This window comes from Algoriphagus yeomjeoni (assembly GCF_003259505.1).
In the GTDB taxonomy this organism is placed as follows: Bacteria; Bacteroidota; Bacteroidia; order Cytophagales; family Cyclobacteriaceae; genus Algoriphagus; species Algoriphagus yeomjeoni.
In genome coordinates this window covers 259,856-275,964 of the sequence record NZ_QLLK01000006.1, presented here as the reverse complement: position 1 = coordinate 275,964, position 16,109 = coordinate 259,856, and the positions used below count along the sequence as shown (strand labels likewise).

The 16,109-nt window shown below is 40.0% G+C and carries 11 protein-coding genes; 6 read left to right on the top strand and 5 right to left on the bottom strand.

What is annotated here, in order from left to right:
* The first annotated feature begins 4 nt into the window (after nucleotides 1-4).
* Together LV83_RS12290 and gloA2 are read left to right on the top strand one after the other, a co-directional pair.
* Nucleotides 5-2,077: a S9 family peptidase gene (locus LV83_RS12290; protein WP_111611824.1), complete on the top strand. Its 2,073-nt coding sequence runs from the start codon at nucleotides 5-7 to the stop codon at nucleotides 2,075-2,077.
* A gap of 12 nt (nucleotides 2,078-2,089) precedes the next feature.
* Nucleotides 2,090-2,479, top strand: a complete 390-nt coding sequence (gloA2, locus tag LV83_RS12285; RefSeq protein ID WP_111611823.1) for an SMU1112c/YaeR family gloxylase I-like metalloprotein — start codon at nucleotides 2,090-2,092, stop codon at nucleotides 2,477-2,479.
* A 64-nt stretch (nucleotides 2,480-2,543) separates the two neighbouring features.
* On the opposite strand, the gene LV83_RS12280 is transcribed toward gloA2, so the two are convergent.
* The 3 genes from LV83_RS12280 to LV83_RS12270 all read right to left on the bottom strand — a co-directional run bounded on the left by LV83_RS12280 (nucleotide 2,544) and on the right by LV83_RS12270 (nucleotide 10,011).
* A complete protein-coding gene (locus LV83_RS12280; protein ID WP_111611822.1) occupies nucleotides 2,544-4,034 on the bottom strand; it encodes a RagB/SusD family nutrient uptake outer membrane protein in 1,491 nt (496 codons plus the stop codon).
* 12 nt (nucleotides 4,035-4,046) lie between these two features.
* Nucleotides 4,047-7,181 (bottom strand): SusC/RagA family TonB-linked outer membrane protein, encoded by a 3,135-nt coding sequence (locus tag LV83_RS12275; protein WP_111611821.1) that lies wholly within the window; start codon nucleotides 7,179-7,181, stop codon nucleotides 4,047-4,049.
* A gap of 424 nt (nucleotides 7,182-7,605) precedes the next feature.
* Nucleotides 7,606-10,011 (bottom strand): S9 family peptidase, encoded by a 2,406-nt coding sequence (locus LV83_RS12270; RefSeq protein ID WP_245947052.1) that lies wholly within the window; start codon nucleotides 10,009-10,011, stop codon nucleotides 7,606-7,608.
* A gap of 326 nt (nucleotides 10,012-10,337) precedes the next feature.
* Between LV83_RS12270 and LV83_RS12265 the strand changes: the two genes are divergently transcribed.
* Together LV83_RS12265 and LV83_RS12260 are read left to right on the top strand one after the other, a co-directional pair.
* Nucleotides 10,338-10,754, top strand: coding sequence for a DUF1801 domain-containing protein (locus LV83_RS12265; protein WP_111611914.1), 417 nt, complete (start codon nucleotides 10,338-10,340; stop codon nucleotides 10,752-10,754).
* Between the two features lie 7 nt (nucleotides 10,755-10,761).
* Nucleotides 10,762-11,508: a DUF1835 domain-containing protein gene (locus LV83_RS12260; protein ID WP_111611819.1), complete on the top strand. Its 747-nt coding sequence runs from the start codon at nucleotides 10,762-10,764 to the stop codon at nucleotides 11,506-11,508.
* Nucleotides 11,509-11,550: 42 nt separating this feature from the next.
* Here the strand turns inward: LV83_RS12260 and LV83_RS12255 are convergent, their stop codons facing one another.
* Together LV83_RS12255 and LV83_RS12250 are read right to left on the bottom strand one after the other, a co-directional pair.
* Nucleotides 11,551-12,144, bottom strand: coding sequence for a hypothetical protein (locus tag LV83_RS12255; protein WP_111611818.1), 594 nt, complete (start codon nucleotides 12,142-12,144; stop codon nucleotides 11,551-11,553).
* A gap of 3 nt (nucleotides 12,145-12,147) precedes the next feature.
* The gene (locus tag LV83_RS12250; protein ID WP_111611817.1) at nucleotides 12,148-12,642 is read right to left on the bottom strand and encodes an RNA polymerase sigma factor; all 495 of its coding nucleotides are present in this window, start codon (nucleotides 12,640-12,642) and stop codon (nucleotides 12,148-12,150) included.
* Between the two features lie 282 nt (nucleotides 12,643-12,924).
* Here LV83_RS12250 and LV83_RS12245 point away from each other — a divergent pair, with 282 nt between their 5' ends.
* Nucleotides 12,925-13,896, top strand: a complete 972-nt coding sequence (locus tag LV83_RS12245; protein ID WP_111611816.1) for a GSCFA domain-containing protein — start codon at nucleotides 12,925-12,927, stop codon at nucleotides 13,894-13,896.
* A gap of 184 nt (nucleotides 13,897-14,080) precedes the next feature.
* Nucleotides 14,081-16,108, top strand: coding sequence for a thioredoxin domain-containing protein (locus LV83_RS12240; RefSeq protein ID WP_111611815.1), 2,028 nt, complete (start codon nucleotides 14,081-14,083; stop codon nucleotides 16,106-16,108).
* Nucleotide 16,109 lies beyond the last annotated feature (1 nt).

Genomic DNA, 16,109 nt, shown 5'->3' with positions numbered 1-16,109 from the left:
CCTCATGAAAAAGACCTCACTTTTACTGTTACTATTCTCATTATTTTCTGGATTGGCTTTTTCCCAATCCTTCACCATGGAGCAAGTGGGAAAATTCAGCTTCCCCTCCGAACTCACCTCCTCTCCCACTGGTGAAAAAATAGCCTGGGCAATGAATGAACAGGGAAAAAGGAATATATACTTTGCGGAAGCGCCGGACTTCGAGCCTCTAAAACTCACTTCTTACAATGAAGATGCTGGACAAGAAATAAGCAACTTGCAATTTACTCTAGACGGAGAATGGTTGGTTTTTGTACGCGGTGGAGATCACGGAGGTGGAAATGCTTCTTCTCCGGTTAATGCACAGAATCTCCCAAAATTACCTAAAGTAGAAATCAAGGCTATTAACCTAGCATCAGGAGTGATAGAAGATATTGCGCAAGGCGATGATTTTAGTTTAGGTGCGCAAGCTGACATTTTATTTCTTAAAGGAGGACAGGTATGGGTGGCAAATGCACACAATATGGAGGCTCCCAAACAGCTTTTTGAAGTAAAAGGGAATGTGAATTATGCCCAATATTCCCCTGACGGAGGAAAGATAGTTTTTGTCTCAAATCGAAGTTCTCATTCTTTAATAGGAATTTATCAAAATGATTCGACTGCGATCCAGTGGATTTCGCCATCGTTTCATCGCGATGCACTGCCAATATGGTCACCCGATGGAGAGCAAATCGCATTCATCAGACGTCAAGGAGGACAAGGAGCTGAATATCCTGTTCTAGAACCCAGGCATACGCCTTGGGAAATCTGGCTAGCAGATGTTTCAAACGGTACTGCTAAAAAACTTTGGAAAGCACCAGAGACGCTGAGAGGTTCCTATTCTTATCCCTTTTTCTCCTTCAGTACGGATGGGAATTTAATTTTCCAATCCTACGAAGATGGTTGGCAACACCTGTATTCTCTTGAAGTCGCTTCTGGAAAAACTACCTTATTGACGCCTGGAGATTATATGGTCGAGCAGGTTAAAATCAGCACAGATAAATCCAAGTTGATCTTCTCAGCAAACACTGGTCCCGCACCTGAAGACATTGATCGAAGACATATTGGGACAATTGATATTGCAAGCAAAAAGCTGACTTGGGAAACCAATGGAACAGGTATAGAAGCCTATCCTGTTTGGATTGGAAATACTGGCAAGAAAGCTTATTTCAGCGCCACAGCACAACGCCCTCATCTGATTGCAGTATATGATGGTGATAACACAAAATTGCTCCAAGAATCTATCATTCCATCAGATTTCCCACAGACTTCGCTAGTCGTGCCCAAACAAGTAAAATTCACAGCACCGGATGGAACCACGGTTTATGGTCAGCTATTCGAAAAAGAAGGTGGAGAAGCTAAGAAACCTGGGGTGATTTTCGCCCATGGCGGTCCTCAGCGACAGATGCTTTTGGGATGGAGCTACATGGATTACTATTCCAATACCTACGCGCTGAATCAATATTTGGCTGAGCTTGGATTTGTGGTTTTATCAGTTAACTATCGTTTAGGAATAGGTTATGGCTTTGAATTTCACAGACCTGCATATGGTTATTACCAAGGTGCTGTTGAGTATCAGGACATTAAAGCAGGTGGAGAATACCTTGCAGCTTTACCCCAAGTTGATGGGGAAAAAATTGGAATTTATGGAGGGAGTTATGGAGGGTATTTGACTGCATTGGCTTTGGCAAGAGATTCAGAACTTTTCAAAGTCGGAGTGGATATTCACGGTGTACATGATTTGGATGGACGATATGATCTCCCAGAAACCTATGAAGTTGCTCCTGACTTAGACAAAGCCAAAAAGATTGCTTGGGAGTCCTCTCCTATGGCTGATTTGAAAACTTGGACTTCACCTGTACTTTTTATTCACGCGGACGACGATAGAAATGTAGGTGTAAGTCAGACTGCTGATATGATCCGGAGATTTGAAGAAATGGGAAAACCCTACGAATCTATTCTGATTCCCGGTGACACGCATCACTGGATGAAGTGGTCAAATATGATCAGAGTGGATCAGGCGACTGCTGACTTCCTGAAAAAACATTTAATGGATTAATTAGCCTATCAAATGCTTCAGCTACAAAATATCCATCATACAGCTATTATCTGCAGTGATTATGAGCGATCAAAAAAGTTCTACACCGAAATTCTCGGTCTTGAAATAATAAGAGAGGTATATCGTAAAGAAAGAGACTCGTACAAACTTGACCTCAGCTTAAATGGCCACTACGTTATCGAGTTGTTTTCCTTTCCATCGCCACCAGATCGGATTTCCCGACCAGAAGCTGTAGGGTTAAGGCATTTAGCGTTTGCGGTAGCCGATATAGAAGAATGTATCCTTGATCTTTCAAAGAATAAAGTCAGCTCAGAACCCATTCGGGTGGATGAATTGACTGGAAAGCGATTCACATTTATAGCAGACCCTGATCTGTTACCAATAGAATTTTACGAAGTATAGAATTCTATCAAGCATAAAAAAACCCGAGGAAATTTCCTCGGGCTTTCATTTTTATTACTAATCCTTAAAAAGGATTTTGAACCATTAAATCATTTGCGTTCAACTCATCAATTGGAATTGCCCACTGCCAAGCGTTAGTTCCGGCAGGCTCTTCAAATTTACCGTTGATTACAGATTCTACATGGTTTGCACCAGTTCTGTCCAAAGGTAGGTTAAGACGCTTCAAGTCATAGAATCTGAAACCCTCACCCCAAAGCTCAATTCTTCTTTGAGTCATGATCTCATCGATAAGTGCCTGGCCAGTGTTAGTTGACCTAGTATAGGCGTCATCTCTAGCAGATACAAGCTCAAATAGAACGTCTGCAGCATCTGAATCATTACCAGTTCTAGCCAAAGACTCAGCCTCAAGCAAGATCATTTCCGCCGCTCTCATGTAAGGAACATCACCTACAGAGGATGCATTTCCTTGCGCAAGGAATTTACGGTTCATATAATCTCTCTTTGAAAAACTAGAAAGTGTAGCCTCATCAATGAATGGATCTCTCAATGCAGGATCAGAAGCGTTTGGATCCCAAAGGCCTTTTCTAGCATCTGTATCAGGAATCATATCATAAAGCATGCTATTGATAGCTTTTGGATTGTTTCTGATGTTAGTTGAGCTAAAATTCAGTGACATGTATGCAAAGTAAGAAGCAAAGAAAGTCTGCTGATCATCTACTTGACGACTACCCCAAATCCACTCAACATTATCCGTATTATTGAATCCCTCATAAAGAGCACTTTGTGACATTAACGAATAGCCAGCTCTCGCTTCTTTTGCAAGAGTAGCAGCTAATCCAAACTTACCTTGTGTAGCAGCTACCCTAGCTTTGATACCTTTTACCACATTGATGTTCAGGTGTGATTTAGCATTTCTGCTTTCGTCTAGTAGAGCAATCGCAGCATCAAGATCTGCGTTGATTTGCGTATATACTTCCTCAACTGTATTTCTCGCACCACCTTCAGTGATCGGCTCAGTTACAATTGGAACTCCCATTTGGCTGTTGCCGCCTGCAGCATCATAGCGCTGTGCATACAATTGAACCAAGTTGAAATGAGCCCATGCTCTGTAAGCTAATGCCTGACCTGTAATTTCATCTTTCTCAGATTGAGGGCCAGCTGCATCTTCAATGCCCTGTAGGATCATGTTGGCATTACCAATTATCTTATAGTAATATCTCCAAACAAAACGAGTATCACCACTTGTCTCTAAGTTAAGGTTCTGCCATCTACAGATAGAAACATACCAGCCATTACCGGTGGTAGTCATTACCACATCATCAGCCAAAACATCACGCATAATCATCACTGCTCCTTCAGCAGCTTGACCTTGGCTATCAAATCTTAATAGCAACATTCTGTGAATACCATTCAAAGCCGCCATGGCATTTTGAGTAGAGGTAAACACCGCAGAAGCAGAAACTGCATCTGTTGGAATCGTATCCAAATAATCATCCGCGCAGCTAAAGTTCATTAAAAGCGCAACTATAACTATTGATTTAAATATCTTCTTCATAATTATCTCAGATTAAAGGTTGACATTAAGACCAACCGTAAAGGTTCTTGCAGGAGTATAAGTGTTGGATGTAGTACCAGCAAAATTACCAGACACGTACATTCCTTTTCTATTAGACATCCATCCTAGATTCTCGCCAGCTACATATACACTAGCACCTGCTACGCTGATTCTCTGCAATAAAGACTTAGGCAGATTATAGCTCAAGTTTATTGACCTTAAATTCAGGTATGAACCATCAATCAACCATCTATCAGATCCAGCATTTGTTTGTGCAGCTCCTGTTACATCCATCTTTGGAACATCGGTGATGTCACCTGGTTCTTGCCATCTATTTAATGCATCTACATGAAGGGCATTTCCATCAGGATCAGCAGTCATCAAGCTAGCATAAACCCCGTCATATATTTTTCCACCTACTGAATAAGACACCAAAACATTTAAAGAGAAACCTTTGTATGTAAACGTGTTAGTAACCCCACCGAAGAAATCAGGAATTGAAGTTCCAGCGTAGTGATACTTTGCGTTATTCTGACGAGTAGTTACAGTATCTTGGCCCACGATTCTAGTAGTAGCATCGTCCTCAGCATATTCCTCTGCTCTGTAAAGACCCTCTCCAGTTGCTGGATCTACACCCATCCACTCTCTTAGCCAGTAGTCATAGATTGATTTACCTACCATCAACTTCTTGGTTCCAGTGATCTGCTCTTCGAAAGGAAGTTTTTTGAACTCATTTTTGAAAGTCGAAACGTTTAAGCTTGCCGTCCATCTGAAATCATTGCTTCTGACAAGATCGCCTTGAATACTGAATTCAATACCTGTATTCGCAAGAGTACCAATATTTTGAGATCTGCTAGAAAGACCAGTAGTCAATGATAATGGCACGTCAAAAAGCAAGTTTTGAGACTCTCTGCTGTAGTATTCCAACGTACCAGAGAATCTACGTCCAAAGGCAAAATCCAATCCTATGTCATAGGTGTTATTAGACTCCCACTCAAGATCCTCAGCAGCAAGGCTAGCCTGAAGAATACCTGGCTCAGAAGCATTATTGAAACCTAAGTCATAAAGTGCTTGCCAAGGATAAAGACCTCCGATAGAATTGTTACCAACTTCACCATATGAAGCTCTCAATTTCAACATATCGAAGAAAGGCACATCAAAGAATGATTCTTTGTCAATATTCCAAGCTGCACCTGCAGAGTAGAAAGTACCCCATCTCACATCTTCATAAAATCTAGAAGATCCATCAGTTCTGTATGATCCCGAAATAGAATACTTGTCATCAAAAACATAATTTACTCTTGAAAACACAGATTCAATTCTGTCTCTATCTACTCTACCATTTGCAGAACTAATAGTTACAAAGTTTCCTGGCTCAATATTGCCTGCCAAGATTTGATCCTGCTTAGCTAAAGACTGGAAATTTAATTTATAATCATAGTTCTCATGACCCACCAATACTTCAACAAAATGCTTCTCATTAAACGTATTTGTATAAGTCAATAACTGGTTGAACGTGTATGAATTGGTTCTAGAATTAGATCGGTTGGAACGTCCAGCAGGAGCTCCATCACCTACTATAGGGTTATCATAACCTATGTCGAGGAAAGAAGTCACATCAGTTGCGATATTCGTTCTCAATGCAAAGTGCTTTAAGAAAGTTACTTCAGCAAAAGCACGGGCTGAAATCACATCTCTGTCAAACTGATCCACGTTAAGCAATGCTTCTTGATAGGCGTGACGTCCTGGAGATCCACCTGTTCCTCTTCTAGGAAGTCCCATTCCAATCAAATCACCGGTATCAAATATTCTATTTCCAAATTCATCAAGGATATAACCTCCAGTCATTGGTGTTTGTGCATATACTGGATAAATAGGCCCCATACTTCTTGCGAAGAACATAGGGTTCACATAACTAGTACTTCCTCCTGTTCTCGCATTATTACCTTCACTCATGGTAGCAGAAAGGTTAACACCAGTTTTAAACCAATCCGTTGCCTGCGTATTAATATTCAAACGGCCTGTAAATCTTTGGAAATCAGAATTGACGATAAATCCTTTTTCATCTAGATAACCGACAGAAGCGAAATAATCAGTTTTACCAGATCCGCCGCTATACGTCATGTTGTATTCAGATCTACCTCCTTTATCAACTATGTCGTCGAACCAATCAAGACTTTGGAAGTTATTTACAGCAGAAGAATTCAAAGTACCGTCTGTACCAACAATCTGATTGTCAGGAACATTATACACATTGTATCCTAATACTTCAATCAGGTTTTCCGATGCATAGGTATTAGATGAAGCCAGGTCATTTCCACCTGTAAGGCGACTGTTTCTAAGTGATTCCCAAACCAACGGGTAGTACTGATCAGCATTCACTCTATCATATTCAGGAAGTGCTCTGCTGGCAGTACCTTGCTGCACTCTGAAAGAGAAGTTAGACTTGTTCTTTTTACCTTTTTTGGTTGTGATCATAATCACACCATTTGCTGCTCTAGAACCATATAACGCAGTAGAAGAAGCATCTTTGAGGATAGTCATATCCTCAATATCCTCAGGGTTCAGGTTGGAGATAGCGGCGTCATAAGGAACACCATCCACCACATAAAGTGGAGAACTTGATGCGTTCACAGAACCAATACCTCTAATTCTAATAGCAGGAGTAGAACCTGGCTGACCAGATGCAGATGTAGTGATTACACCTGGAGATTGACCTTCAATTGCATTTGCTACGTTGTTGATAGGACGATTAGCAATTTGATCACCTTTCAGAGAAACTGCTGACCCAGTAAAGTTTCCTTTGTCTGCAGTACCATAAGCCACAATAATTACTTCGTCTAGATTCTGTACATCTGACTCCATAGTCACATCGATTACAGTTCTATTCCCAATTACTTCTTCATGGGCGCGATAGCCAATGTAGCTAAACACTAAAGTTGTAGATCCTTGCGGTACTTCGATTGAGTATGTACCATCAAGATCTGATACTGCCCCAATGGTAGTTCCTTTTACCAAAACACTCACTCCAATGAGTCCTTCTGGGTCTTCGGCTGAGACTAGCTTTCCAGTTACAGTTCTGCTTTGAGCAAAAGCTGAAACACTTACTAGCAACCCCAAGAGTAAACTAAGTAATGTTTTTTTCATAAATTTTAATTAAAGGTTAACACATAACACAGCCACCGTTGGCTGCAAATTTTTAAACTAATACTTGACTAAATCTGAACTCTTAAATCAACAGATGAAAAAATGATTTTGGGCAAATCGTAAAAGTCAACTCATTTTCCAAAATATGAGAAAAACTAAATTTTTCAATTTTTACACATTTTTGGGTTTTTTCTGGGTTTTATAAACATGAAGTTTCAAGAAACTCATATTTTCTTTATTTAATGGTCAAAAATAACCTCATATAAATAAAATGTGCAAGCCGTTTAAATAAAAAAGCAACTTAAAACACAGTAGAAAATGAATGAAAAATCAGACCATTTCTCTTTTAAAAATCGCCTCTAAATTGAAAAACCCTCCCTGAATCATTCTTCAGAAAGGGTTTTTCAATTTCTTGATGAGAATATTATTTGGCTCTATCTACCACATTTTTCTCCTTAACATATTTCTCTAGCCAGTTATCCATTTCCCATAACATATGGTTAATAGATTCTTTTGCAGCGTAGCCATGACTTTCATTTGGCAAAAACACAAGTCTTGCAGTTGCACCATGACCTTTTAGTGCGTTATAGTACCGCTCAGATTGAATAGGGAAAGTCCCTGAGTTGTTGTCAGCCTGTCCATGAAGTAACAGAATTGGTGTTTCTACTTTATGAGCGAAGGAGAATGGAGACATATTGAAATAAACTTCTGGGGCTTCCCAATACGTCCTTTGCTCATATTGGAAGCCAAACGGAGTCAAAGTCCTGTTATAGGCACCACTTCTAGCTATACCGGCAGCAAATAGATTGGTATGTGAAAGTAGGTTGGCAGTCATAAATGCACCATAAGAGTGACCTCCCACTGCTATTCTATCTCTATCACCTATTCCAAGATCTACGATCTCATCAATGGCGGCTTCCGCATTTGCCACAAGCTGATCGATAAAGTAATCATTTGGTTCTTTGTCTCCTTCACCTACGATTGGCATCTCAGTTCTATCCATGATGGCATACCCACGGGTCACCCAAAATAACGGCGAACCAGAACTTACTCTTGTAAAAGCATATTGAGATCCTCGTACTTGAGCTGCAACTTCTTTGGATTTGTATTCACGAGGATAGGCCCACATCAAAACTGGTAATGGCGCATCTTTACCTGGTTCAAAACCCTCCGGAGTATAAATTACCGCAGATAGATTCAGTCCATCGTTTCTTTCATAGGTCACCAACTGCTTCTGAATACCCTTGATAGATTCATATGGATTCTCAAAATAAGTAAGTTGCTGTGGAGCAATTCTCTTTCTGGTATTCACCAACCAGTAATTTGGCTGAATATCTGTACTCTCCTTTATAGTAATGAACTCCGTTGCATCATCATTCAAAACTTTGGCTACACGCTCGTAATATGGTGCCTGCGATCTCCATAAGATGGTTTCTTCCTTGGTTTTGGTATTGAAAGTTGATAAATAAGGCATATCTCCTTCAGGTGATCCACCTGGACTGGTCATATACACCAAATCACCTTTGCGAAGCATCACATATTCTCCAAATTCATTCTCCACCATCACTGGATCGCCCGGATCATTGTACAAATCATCCGAGGAGCGTTCGATGATCACTTGCTTAGGTTGTGCAGGATTAGCAGGATTGATGATGGATCGCTTGTCCATTCTGGTTCTGGACCAGCGCTCTCCCATGATTGCAAAAGAATCATCAGACCAAATAATACCACCAAATCTATACGGAGTTGTTGCCAATTTTTGCTTAGAACCTGCAAACGGCGCAGCCAATGTATAGACAATCTCTCGCTCTTCCATCTCAACGCGAGCATCCCCGCCATCCTGTGCCTCTACCCAATATAACATTGCAGGCTTGTCCGCTCGCCAATTGATATTTCTAGGCCCAGTCACAGTCGCATCAAAACCAGTCGGTCTATTTTCATCCAAAGGAATCTCAGCCAATACCTTTACTTTCTTCCCATCTATTGTCCAGATCTCTACATCGTATGGGAATCTACTCGCTGGCACTAAATAAGAAAATGGTTTCTTAATCAAATCCACTAGGATATAATTTCCATCAGGTGAAAGATCCATTGATTTAATCATGCCTGAAGGACCTATTGGTTTCTTATTTCCTTCCAAATCAACCTCCATCAACTGAGAATCCATGAAGTAGGCAAAAAGCGCTTCATCATAAGAATTCTCAAGCAGATCTTGATAGGTTCTGCTCGGTGCTGCATCTCCAGTGGTTTCCTGAATAATCGGACCTGCAGGGGCCGAAGGTCTTTTTGGGATTTCTCCACGTGTTGGGTTTACCGCTTTTACGAGCAATTTATTGTCAGGAGTCCATGCTATTGGATTTCCATAGACATCATTGATGATCTTATCGGTTAATTTTTTAGCAGAAAAGGTAGTCAAATCAACTAACCAGAGACTAACACCGTCAGAATCGGTTTGCGTGAAAGTCATATATTTTTCATCATGAGACATACTCATCCCACCCATGTTTGGTTGAGCTGGTAATCCTGTGATTTGAATTTCTTCCCCTGATTGGGTTTTCTTGATTTTAATGTTTTCTACTCCGATTTGTCGACTTGGTCCAGAAGTCGCAGGATTAATTCTCATTCCCGCAATTTTTAATTCAGGTTGAGATAGCTGCTCAATAGTAGGATTGTCTGAACGCTCCATCAGAAGCATCCAATCACCGTTTTTGCTCCATCTTACTGAAGGCGTACTAGGCGCATTCACCAAGTCAGCTATTGCTTTAGGAGGAGTTTGATAAGTGCTCTGCGCTGAGACTTCCAAGAAAGACCCCCCCAGAAGAATTACCATTGCATAGATTATAGTAGCTCTTAGTTTCATGTTTGTTTAATTTGATTTTCAATGTCTAGATGTAATCTCGCAGGGTTTACTGTCATACCGGTGTATGATTTTTCAATCATGCTCGATTTCATAGTGTTATATTTTGGTTATTGAAAAATACCACAAACAATTCAAACCAAAATTTAGATTGAGATAGAAGGCTGAATATTAGTTTAAATCACGGTTTTATGGAATGCATTGGAAATACACATCCAATTTCCATAAAACCTCAAAAAAAAAGTACCTTTTTGGTTAATTACAAACCCAATTTTAATAATCCAACAAATACAGAATTTATGTCTGAACTTAAAACCAAAGCCACAAACGAATCTGTAACAGATTTTCTAGATTCAATAGAACATCCTACTAGAAAAGCTGATGGCTTTCTGCTATTGAAAATTTTTCAAGAGGAAACAGGCGAAAAACCCGTCATGTGGGGGCCAAGTATTGTAGGTTTTGGTAAATTCAATTACAAGTATTCTTCAGGAAAGGAAATGGACTGGTTTCCAGTTGGTTTCTCTCCTAGAAAGCAATCCTTGTCTATTTATATCATGCTTTCTAAGGAAGAAATTGAACCTTACTTAGCAAAACTTGGTAAATTCAAGAAGTCCAAGGGATGTATCTACATCAATAAAATGTCAGATGTTAATGAAGAGATTTTTAGGGAAATGATCCGTACTTCCATAAATTTAGTCTACAACAATAACCAATAACAAAATCATGCTACACGTATTAAATGGTGATTCTTTAGCATCTTCATTTCCAGCTAGCCTTCGTGGCGAAATTGCAGTGGCTCGGGAATGCTTAGTTGATGGTCCAGTCCAGGCAGATTCCATCGAAGAATTATGGGTGATTCGAGATAAATATCTTTCAAAAAATTACGATGGTGTTACAGAAGGAGAGTATTTCAAAAGTGTTGTCCCTGAATTTGAGAAAATCTTAACTGCTTCGCAGGAAACGCAAGTATATCTTTGGTTTGAAAATGATCTGTTTTGTCAGGTAAATTTGTGGTTTGTGATGCATTTATTAAAAAAACATAGAGGGTCAGTTTATTTGGTCTCACCTACCACAGATTTAATCGAAGGTTTTGGAGGAATGAATCAATTGCAATTAGAGCAAGCCTATCGAGATGCGAAATTATTAACTGCTAATGAGAAGCACATTTTAAGTCACATGTGGGAGCTTTACGAGAGACCCGACGTATCCGAAGCCATCACGCTTTCTAAGCAGGTCATTCCTGAATTACCTTTCCTTTATCCAGCTGTAGCAGCATGGAAGGAATCAATTCCACATGGCGAATATTTAGGCAAGCCAAAAGAAGCTTTAAAAGAACTCTCAGCTCAATTGGATACGGATGATTTCGGAAAGATTTTCAGGGCCTTTCATATCAAATATCCTATCTATGGATATGGAGATTTGCAAGTGAAGCGCCTTTGGGAAGAATTGAAACAAGAAGAATCAGAATAATTCGATAAAGGAGCTGCTCACCACAGCTCCTTTTGTTTTTAATCAATCAATATCACGAAGCATTTTTTCAGATGAGTTTATCACCCCCTTGTACTTTTTCATCACGAAGCGTGTGAATAAAAACATAAATACTAAACCTCCCGGAACGTATAATCCCCAGAACCAAGGTTTCTGAATTATTTCATCAGACCCATTCAACTCCACAAGTGGCGGCAATATGGCAATCAATAATATAATCCCAAAAATTGCTCCGTAGCGCTGCACCTTCCAAAACCTTACTTTGCTTTTAACAAACTTATCCATCATCCCGGCCGGTGTTTCAGAGTCGATTTTCAAATCCCTCATTCCTTTTATAGCAGTCAAACTAGCTACTGGAAGTGCGATCATTAGAAAAATGCACGTAAGTGCAAAAATCTGGTTATACCATAATTCAAATTCTCCAAATCGAGATAAAAAATACATCGCATAGCCCACACAGACCAATGAGCCTATTATTTCGGGAATTCTTATACGATTCATTTTACTTCTAAATTTCTGTTTGGTGATTTCCATCAGTAGTTCTTTTTGAATTTTATCCTGTTTTTCGACTTGCAAGCTTAGATCAGCCCAGAGTGATTTCATTTCCTCGAGTTCCATAGTCTAGTTGGTTTGTGTGGTGATTCCTGATTTTAACTTTGCTTTGATTCGGGACATTCGAGTCCCTACATTACTTACTGAGATACCGGATATTTCAGCTATCTCATCATAACTTTTGCCTTCCAAAAAGAGAAAGATGATCCCTCGATCAAGCAGATTTAGTTTTCTGATCTGAGAATAAAGCTGCTGTATTTTGTCTTCCTTTTCAGAATCTCCTTGCTCAGAAAACTGGATTTTCATATCCTGAAGTGGAACAACCTGCAGTTGTTTTTTTGAGCGATTCATATGCGTAATCGCAGTGTTCATTCCCACTCTATACAGCCAGGTGCTAGGTTTAGCCGCTTTTTTGAAATTATCAAATGACTTCCAAGTCTGATAGACAATCTCCTGATACAAATCATCTTGCTCATACCTATCACGGGTATAGATCGAAGTGATCTTGTAGATCAGTCCTTGATTTTGATGGATAAGGTTGACAAATTCTTCCTCTTTGTTCATTTGGCTTCTTTTACTCTATTAGTCTCTTATCTCGGAGAAAAATCACAGAATAAGTGAAAAATTTTTAGAAAATATTATAAACATAGCGTTTTAGCCATTCTTGAGGGCATAAATGACAGCGCCGAACTGTTCGATTAGCTTCAAACGGTAGCGTTTATTTTGGATAAAGTCCTACTTCTAGAGATTCAGGACAACCATTTCTACTAAACCCACTGCGTCCTCTGCAAAACCTTTGTGCAGCCTGTGATTAAAACAATCCATCACAAATCCTTAATTTCGGGTATGCAATGGTCCACCGAATTCATAATTCCTGAATCACAATTCCCGATCTCTCATCAAAGCAAAGTCCTGAGTTTGGGTTCTTGCTTTGCGCAGACTATAGGTCAAAAAATGATTGACTCTAAAATGAATTGTCTGGTCAATCCTTTTGGGACAATCTTCCACCCAATGATACTAGGCGACCTATTAAATCATGCACTTTTTCAGGACAAAATGGAAGAAAATGGGGTAATCGAACGTGATGGTGTGTTTTTCTATTTTGGGGCACATTCTGATCTCCATGGTTTTTCTAAGGAAGATTTGGAGCAAAAATATGCCGTAAAACTAGCCGAAGTGAAAGAGTATCTGGAAACAGGAACTCACTTAATCCTGACGTTTGGCACCTCCTGGATTTACGAGACAGAAGAATTTGGAAGGGTGGCCAATTGCCATAAACTCCCACAAAAGCAGTTTAGCAAGAAACTCGTGTCTTTGGAGGCAATGGTTCTTCATTTGGGCCACGTTTTCGGTAATTTCTCTAGAGTTTATCCAAACTTAAAAATCATCCTAACGGTCAGTCCAGTCCGCCACATAAAAGATGGAATTCCAGAAAACCAACTTAGCAAAAGCTTACTCCGCGTGCTTTGCAATGAGTTAGAAAAAAGATACCATAACATCATTTACTTTCCTGCTTACGAAATACTTATAGATGAATTGCGAGACTATCGCTTTTACAAGGAAGATCTGATTCATCCGAGTGAGAAAGCGGAAAATTACATCTGGGAAAAATGGAGTAAGGCATATTTCAGCCAAGAAACACAAGCAAAAAATCAGGAGCTGCAAAAAATCAAACTGGAACTTGCCCATCGCCCGCTTAACCCAAATAGTGAGGCGCATCAAAAATTTCTACAGAATCTTCTCCAAAAGCTGGAACGATTGAATGAGGAATTTGATTTTTCAGAAGAGATGGTGATGGTTCAAAAACAGCTTGAATAATTTATTTGGGAATTACGAAGTACGATTTACGAGCTCAGATTTAGTATTAGGCTACCCTAAAACCCCAGTCAATTTGCAGATCTAAAAATCATTGCGTCTTACTTTACAACCTTACCAGCTTCCAACTCTTAATCTTAAACCTATAATTTTTCAATCTTCAAATCTTAAAATTGTCCAATCCAAAATGTCTAATCGTCTCCTCCACTCCCAATCCCCCTACCTACTACAGCACGCGCACAATCCGGTAGATTGGATGCCTTGGGGTCCTGAAGCGCTAGAAAAAGCCAACAGTGAAAACAAACCAATTTTAGTTTCCATTGGCTATTCGGCTTGCCACTGGTGTCATGTGATGGAGCGGGAAAGCTTTGAAGATGAGGCTACAGCAGAGATTATGAATGCGCATTTTGTCTGCATCAAAATTGACCGGGAAGAGCGTCCTGACATTGACAATATCTACATGGATGCGGTTCAGGCAATGGGATTGCAAGGTGGCTGGCCGTTAAATGTATTTTTGATGCCAAATCAAAAACCATTTTATGGAGGGACTTATTTCCCAAACCAGCAATGGAAAGGATTACTCTCAAACATTGCAGACGCTTTTGAGAAGCATGAGGATCAATTAGCGGAAAGTGCAGAAGGATTTGGCACGAGCCTTAATCGTAGGGAAACTGATAAATATGGGATTTCAGCTGGAAATCAGGAATTGGATGCTGATGAACTTGCAGAGATCGCTACCAAGATAATCTCCCAGTTCGATTCAGATTGGGGTGGAATGAATCGCGTCCCCAAATTCCCGATGCCTGCAATCTGGCATTTCATTCTAGACTATGCCGTATTGAGCAAGAATGAAGCAATGCTGGAAAAGGTCTTTTTCACTTTGAAAAAAATAGGAATGGGCGGGATTTACGATCAGCTTCGAGGTGGATTTGCACGCTATTCTGTGGATGGAGAGTGGTTTGCGCCACATTTTGAAAAGATGCTTTATGATAATGGTCAACTGCTGGAATTGTATGCAAAAGCTTACCAAGTGAGCAAAGATGAGTTTTTCAAAGAGAAAGTCACAGAAACGGTTGCATGGCTGGAAGCAGAAATGCTGAACGGAGAAGGAGGATTTCATGCGGCTCAGGATGCAGATTCTGAAGGTGTAGAAGGTAAATTCTATGTGTGGACCTATGAGGAATTGAAAGAATTGATCCCGGAAGAACTGCCTTGGTTTAGCAAACTCTACAACCTTAAGCCAGGTGGAAACTGGGAAGACGGAGTAAACATACTTTTCCAAACAGAAGAGGAAGAAACCATCGCCAAAGAGTTTGGGATGAGTTTGGTGGAATTTCAATCAAAATTAAAGGAGATAAAAGCGCAACTTCTGGAAATCCGAAATCAGAGGATTTATCCTGGAAAAGACGATAAGATTCTCAGCGGCTGGAATGGTCTGATGAGCTCAGGTTTGATTCAGGCATTTTATGCAACTGGCGAAAAAAGTATGCTGGAGTTGGCAATCCGAAACTTAGAATTCCTCGAGAACAAATTGCTAATAGATGGCGTGCTTCACCGCGCTTACAAAAACGGAAGCGCTTATACTCCAGGTTTTCTGGAGGATTATGCAGCAGTGATCCGAGCTTCCATGATGGTATTCGAGGCAACTGGTAAAGCTAGATGGTTGGATTTTGCTAGGTCATTGACAGATTTCTGTTTGGCAGAATTTTACGATGAAAGTGATGGGTTTTTCTACTTCAACAATCCAACAGCAGAAAAACTGATAGCCAATAAAAAAGAGCTTTTCGATAATGTAATTCCTGCTTCCAACTCGATCATGGCAAGGAATCTCCATCGACTGTCGCTTTTCACCTATGAAGAAAAGTACACGGAAATCGCTTCAAAAATGCTCGGAGGCATGAAGGAACTTATTTTGAAAGAGCCAGGATTTCTATGTAACTGGGCAAGTTTATTTTTGGAAAAACTGGTACCAACGGCAGAAATCGCCATTGTTGGAAAGGGAGCTCCGGAGAAGGCTACGGAATTTCAACAAAATTACTCACCTAATATGATTATGGCTTTCTCAGAAAGTTTGACAGAAAATGCCGCTATTCTTTCAGACAAAACTCCTGATCCGTCAGGAAATGCCTTAATTTATGTGTGCTTTGATCATGCCTGCCGCAAACCTGTAAACAATTATCAAGAAGCGATTTCACAACTCCCCTATTTAGCGTAAT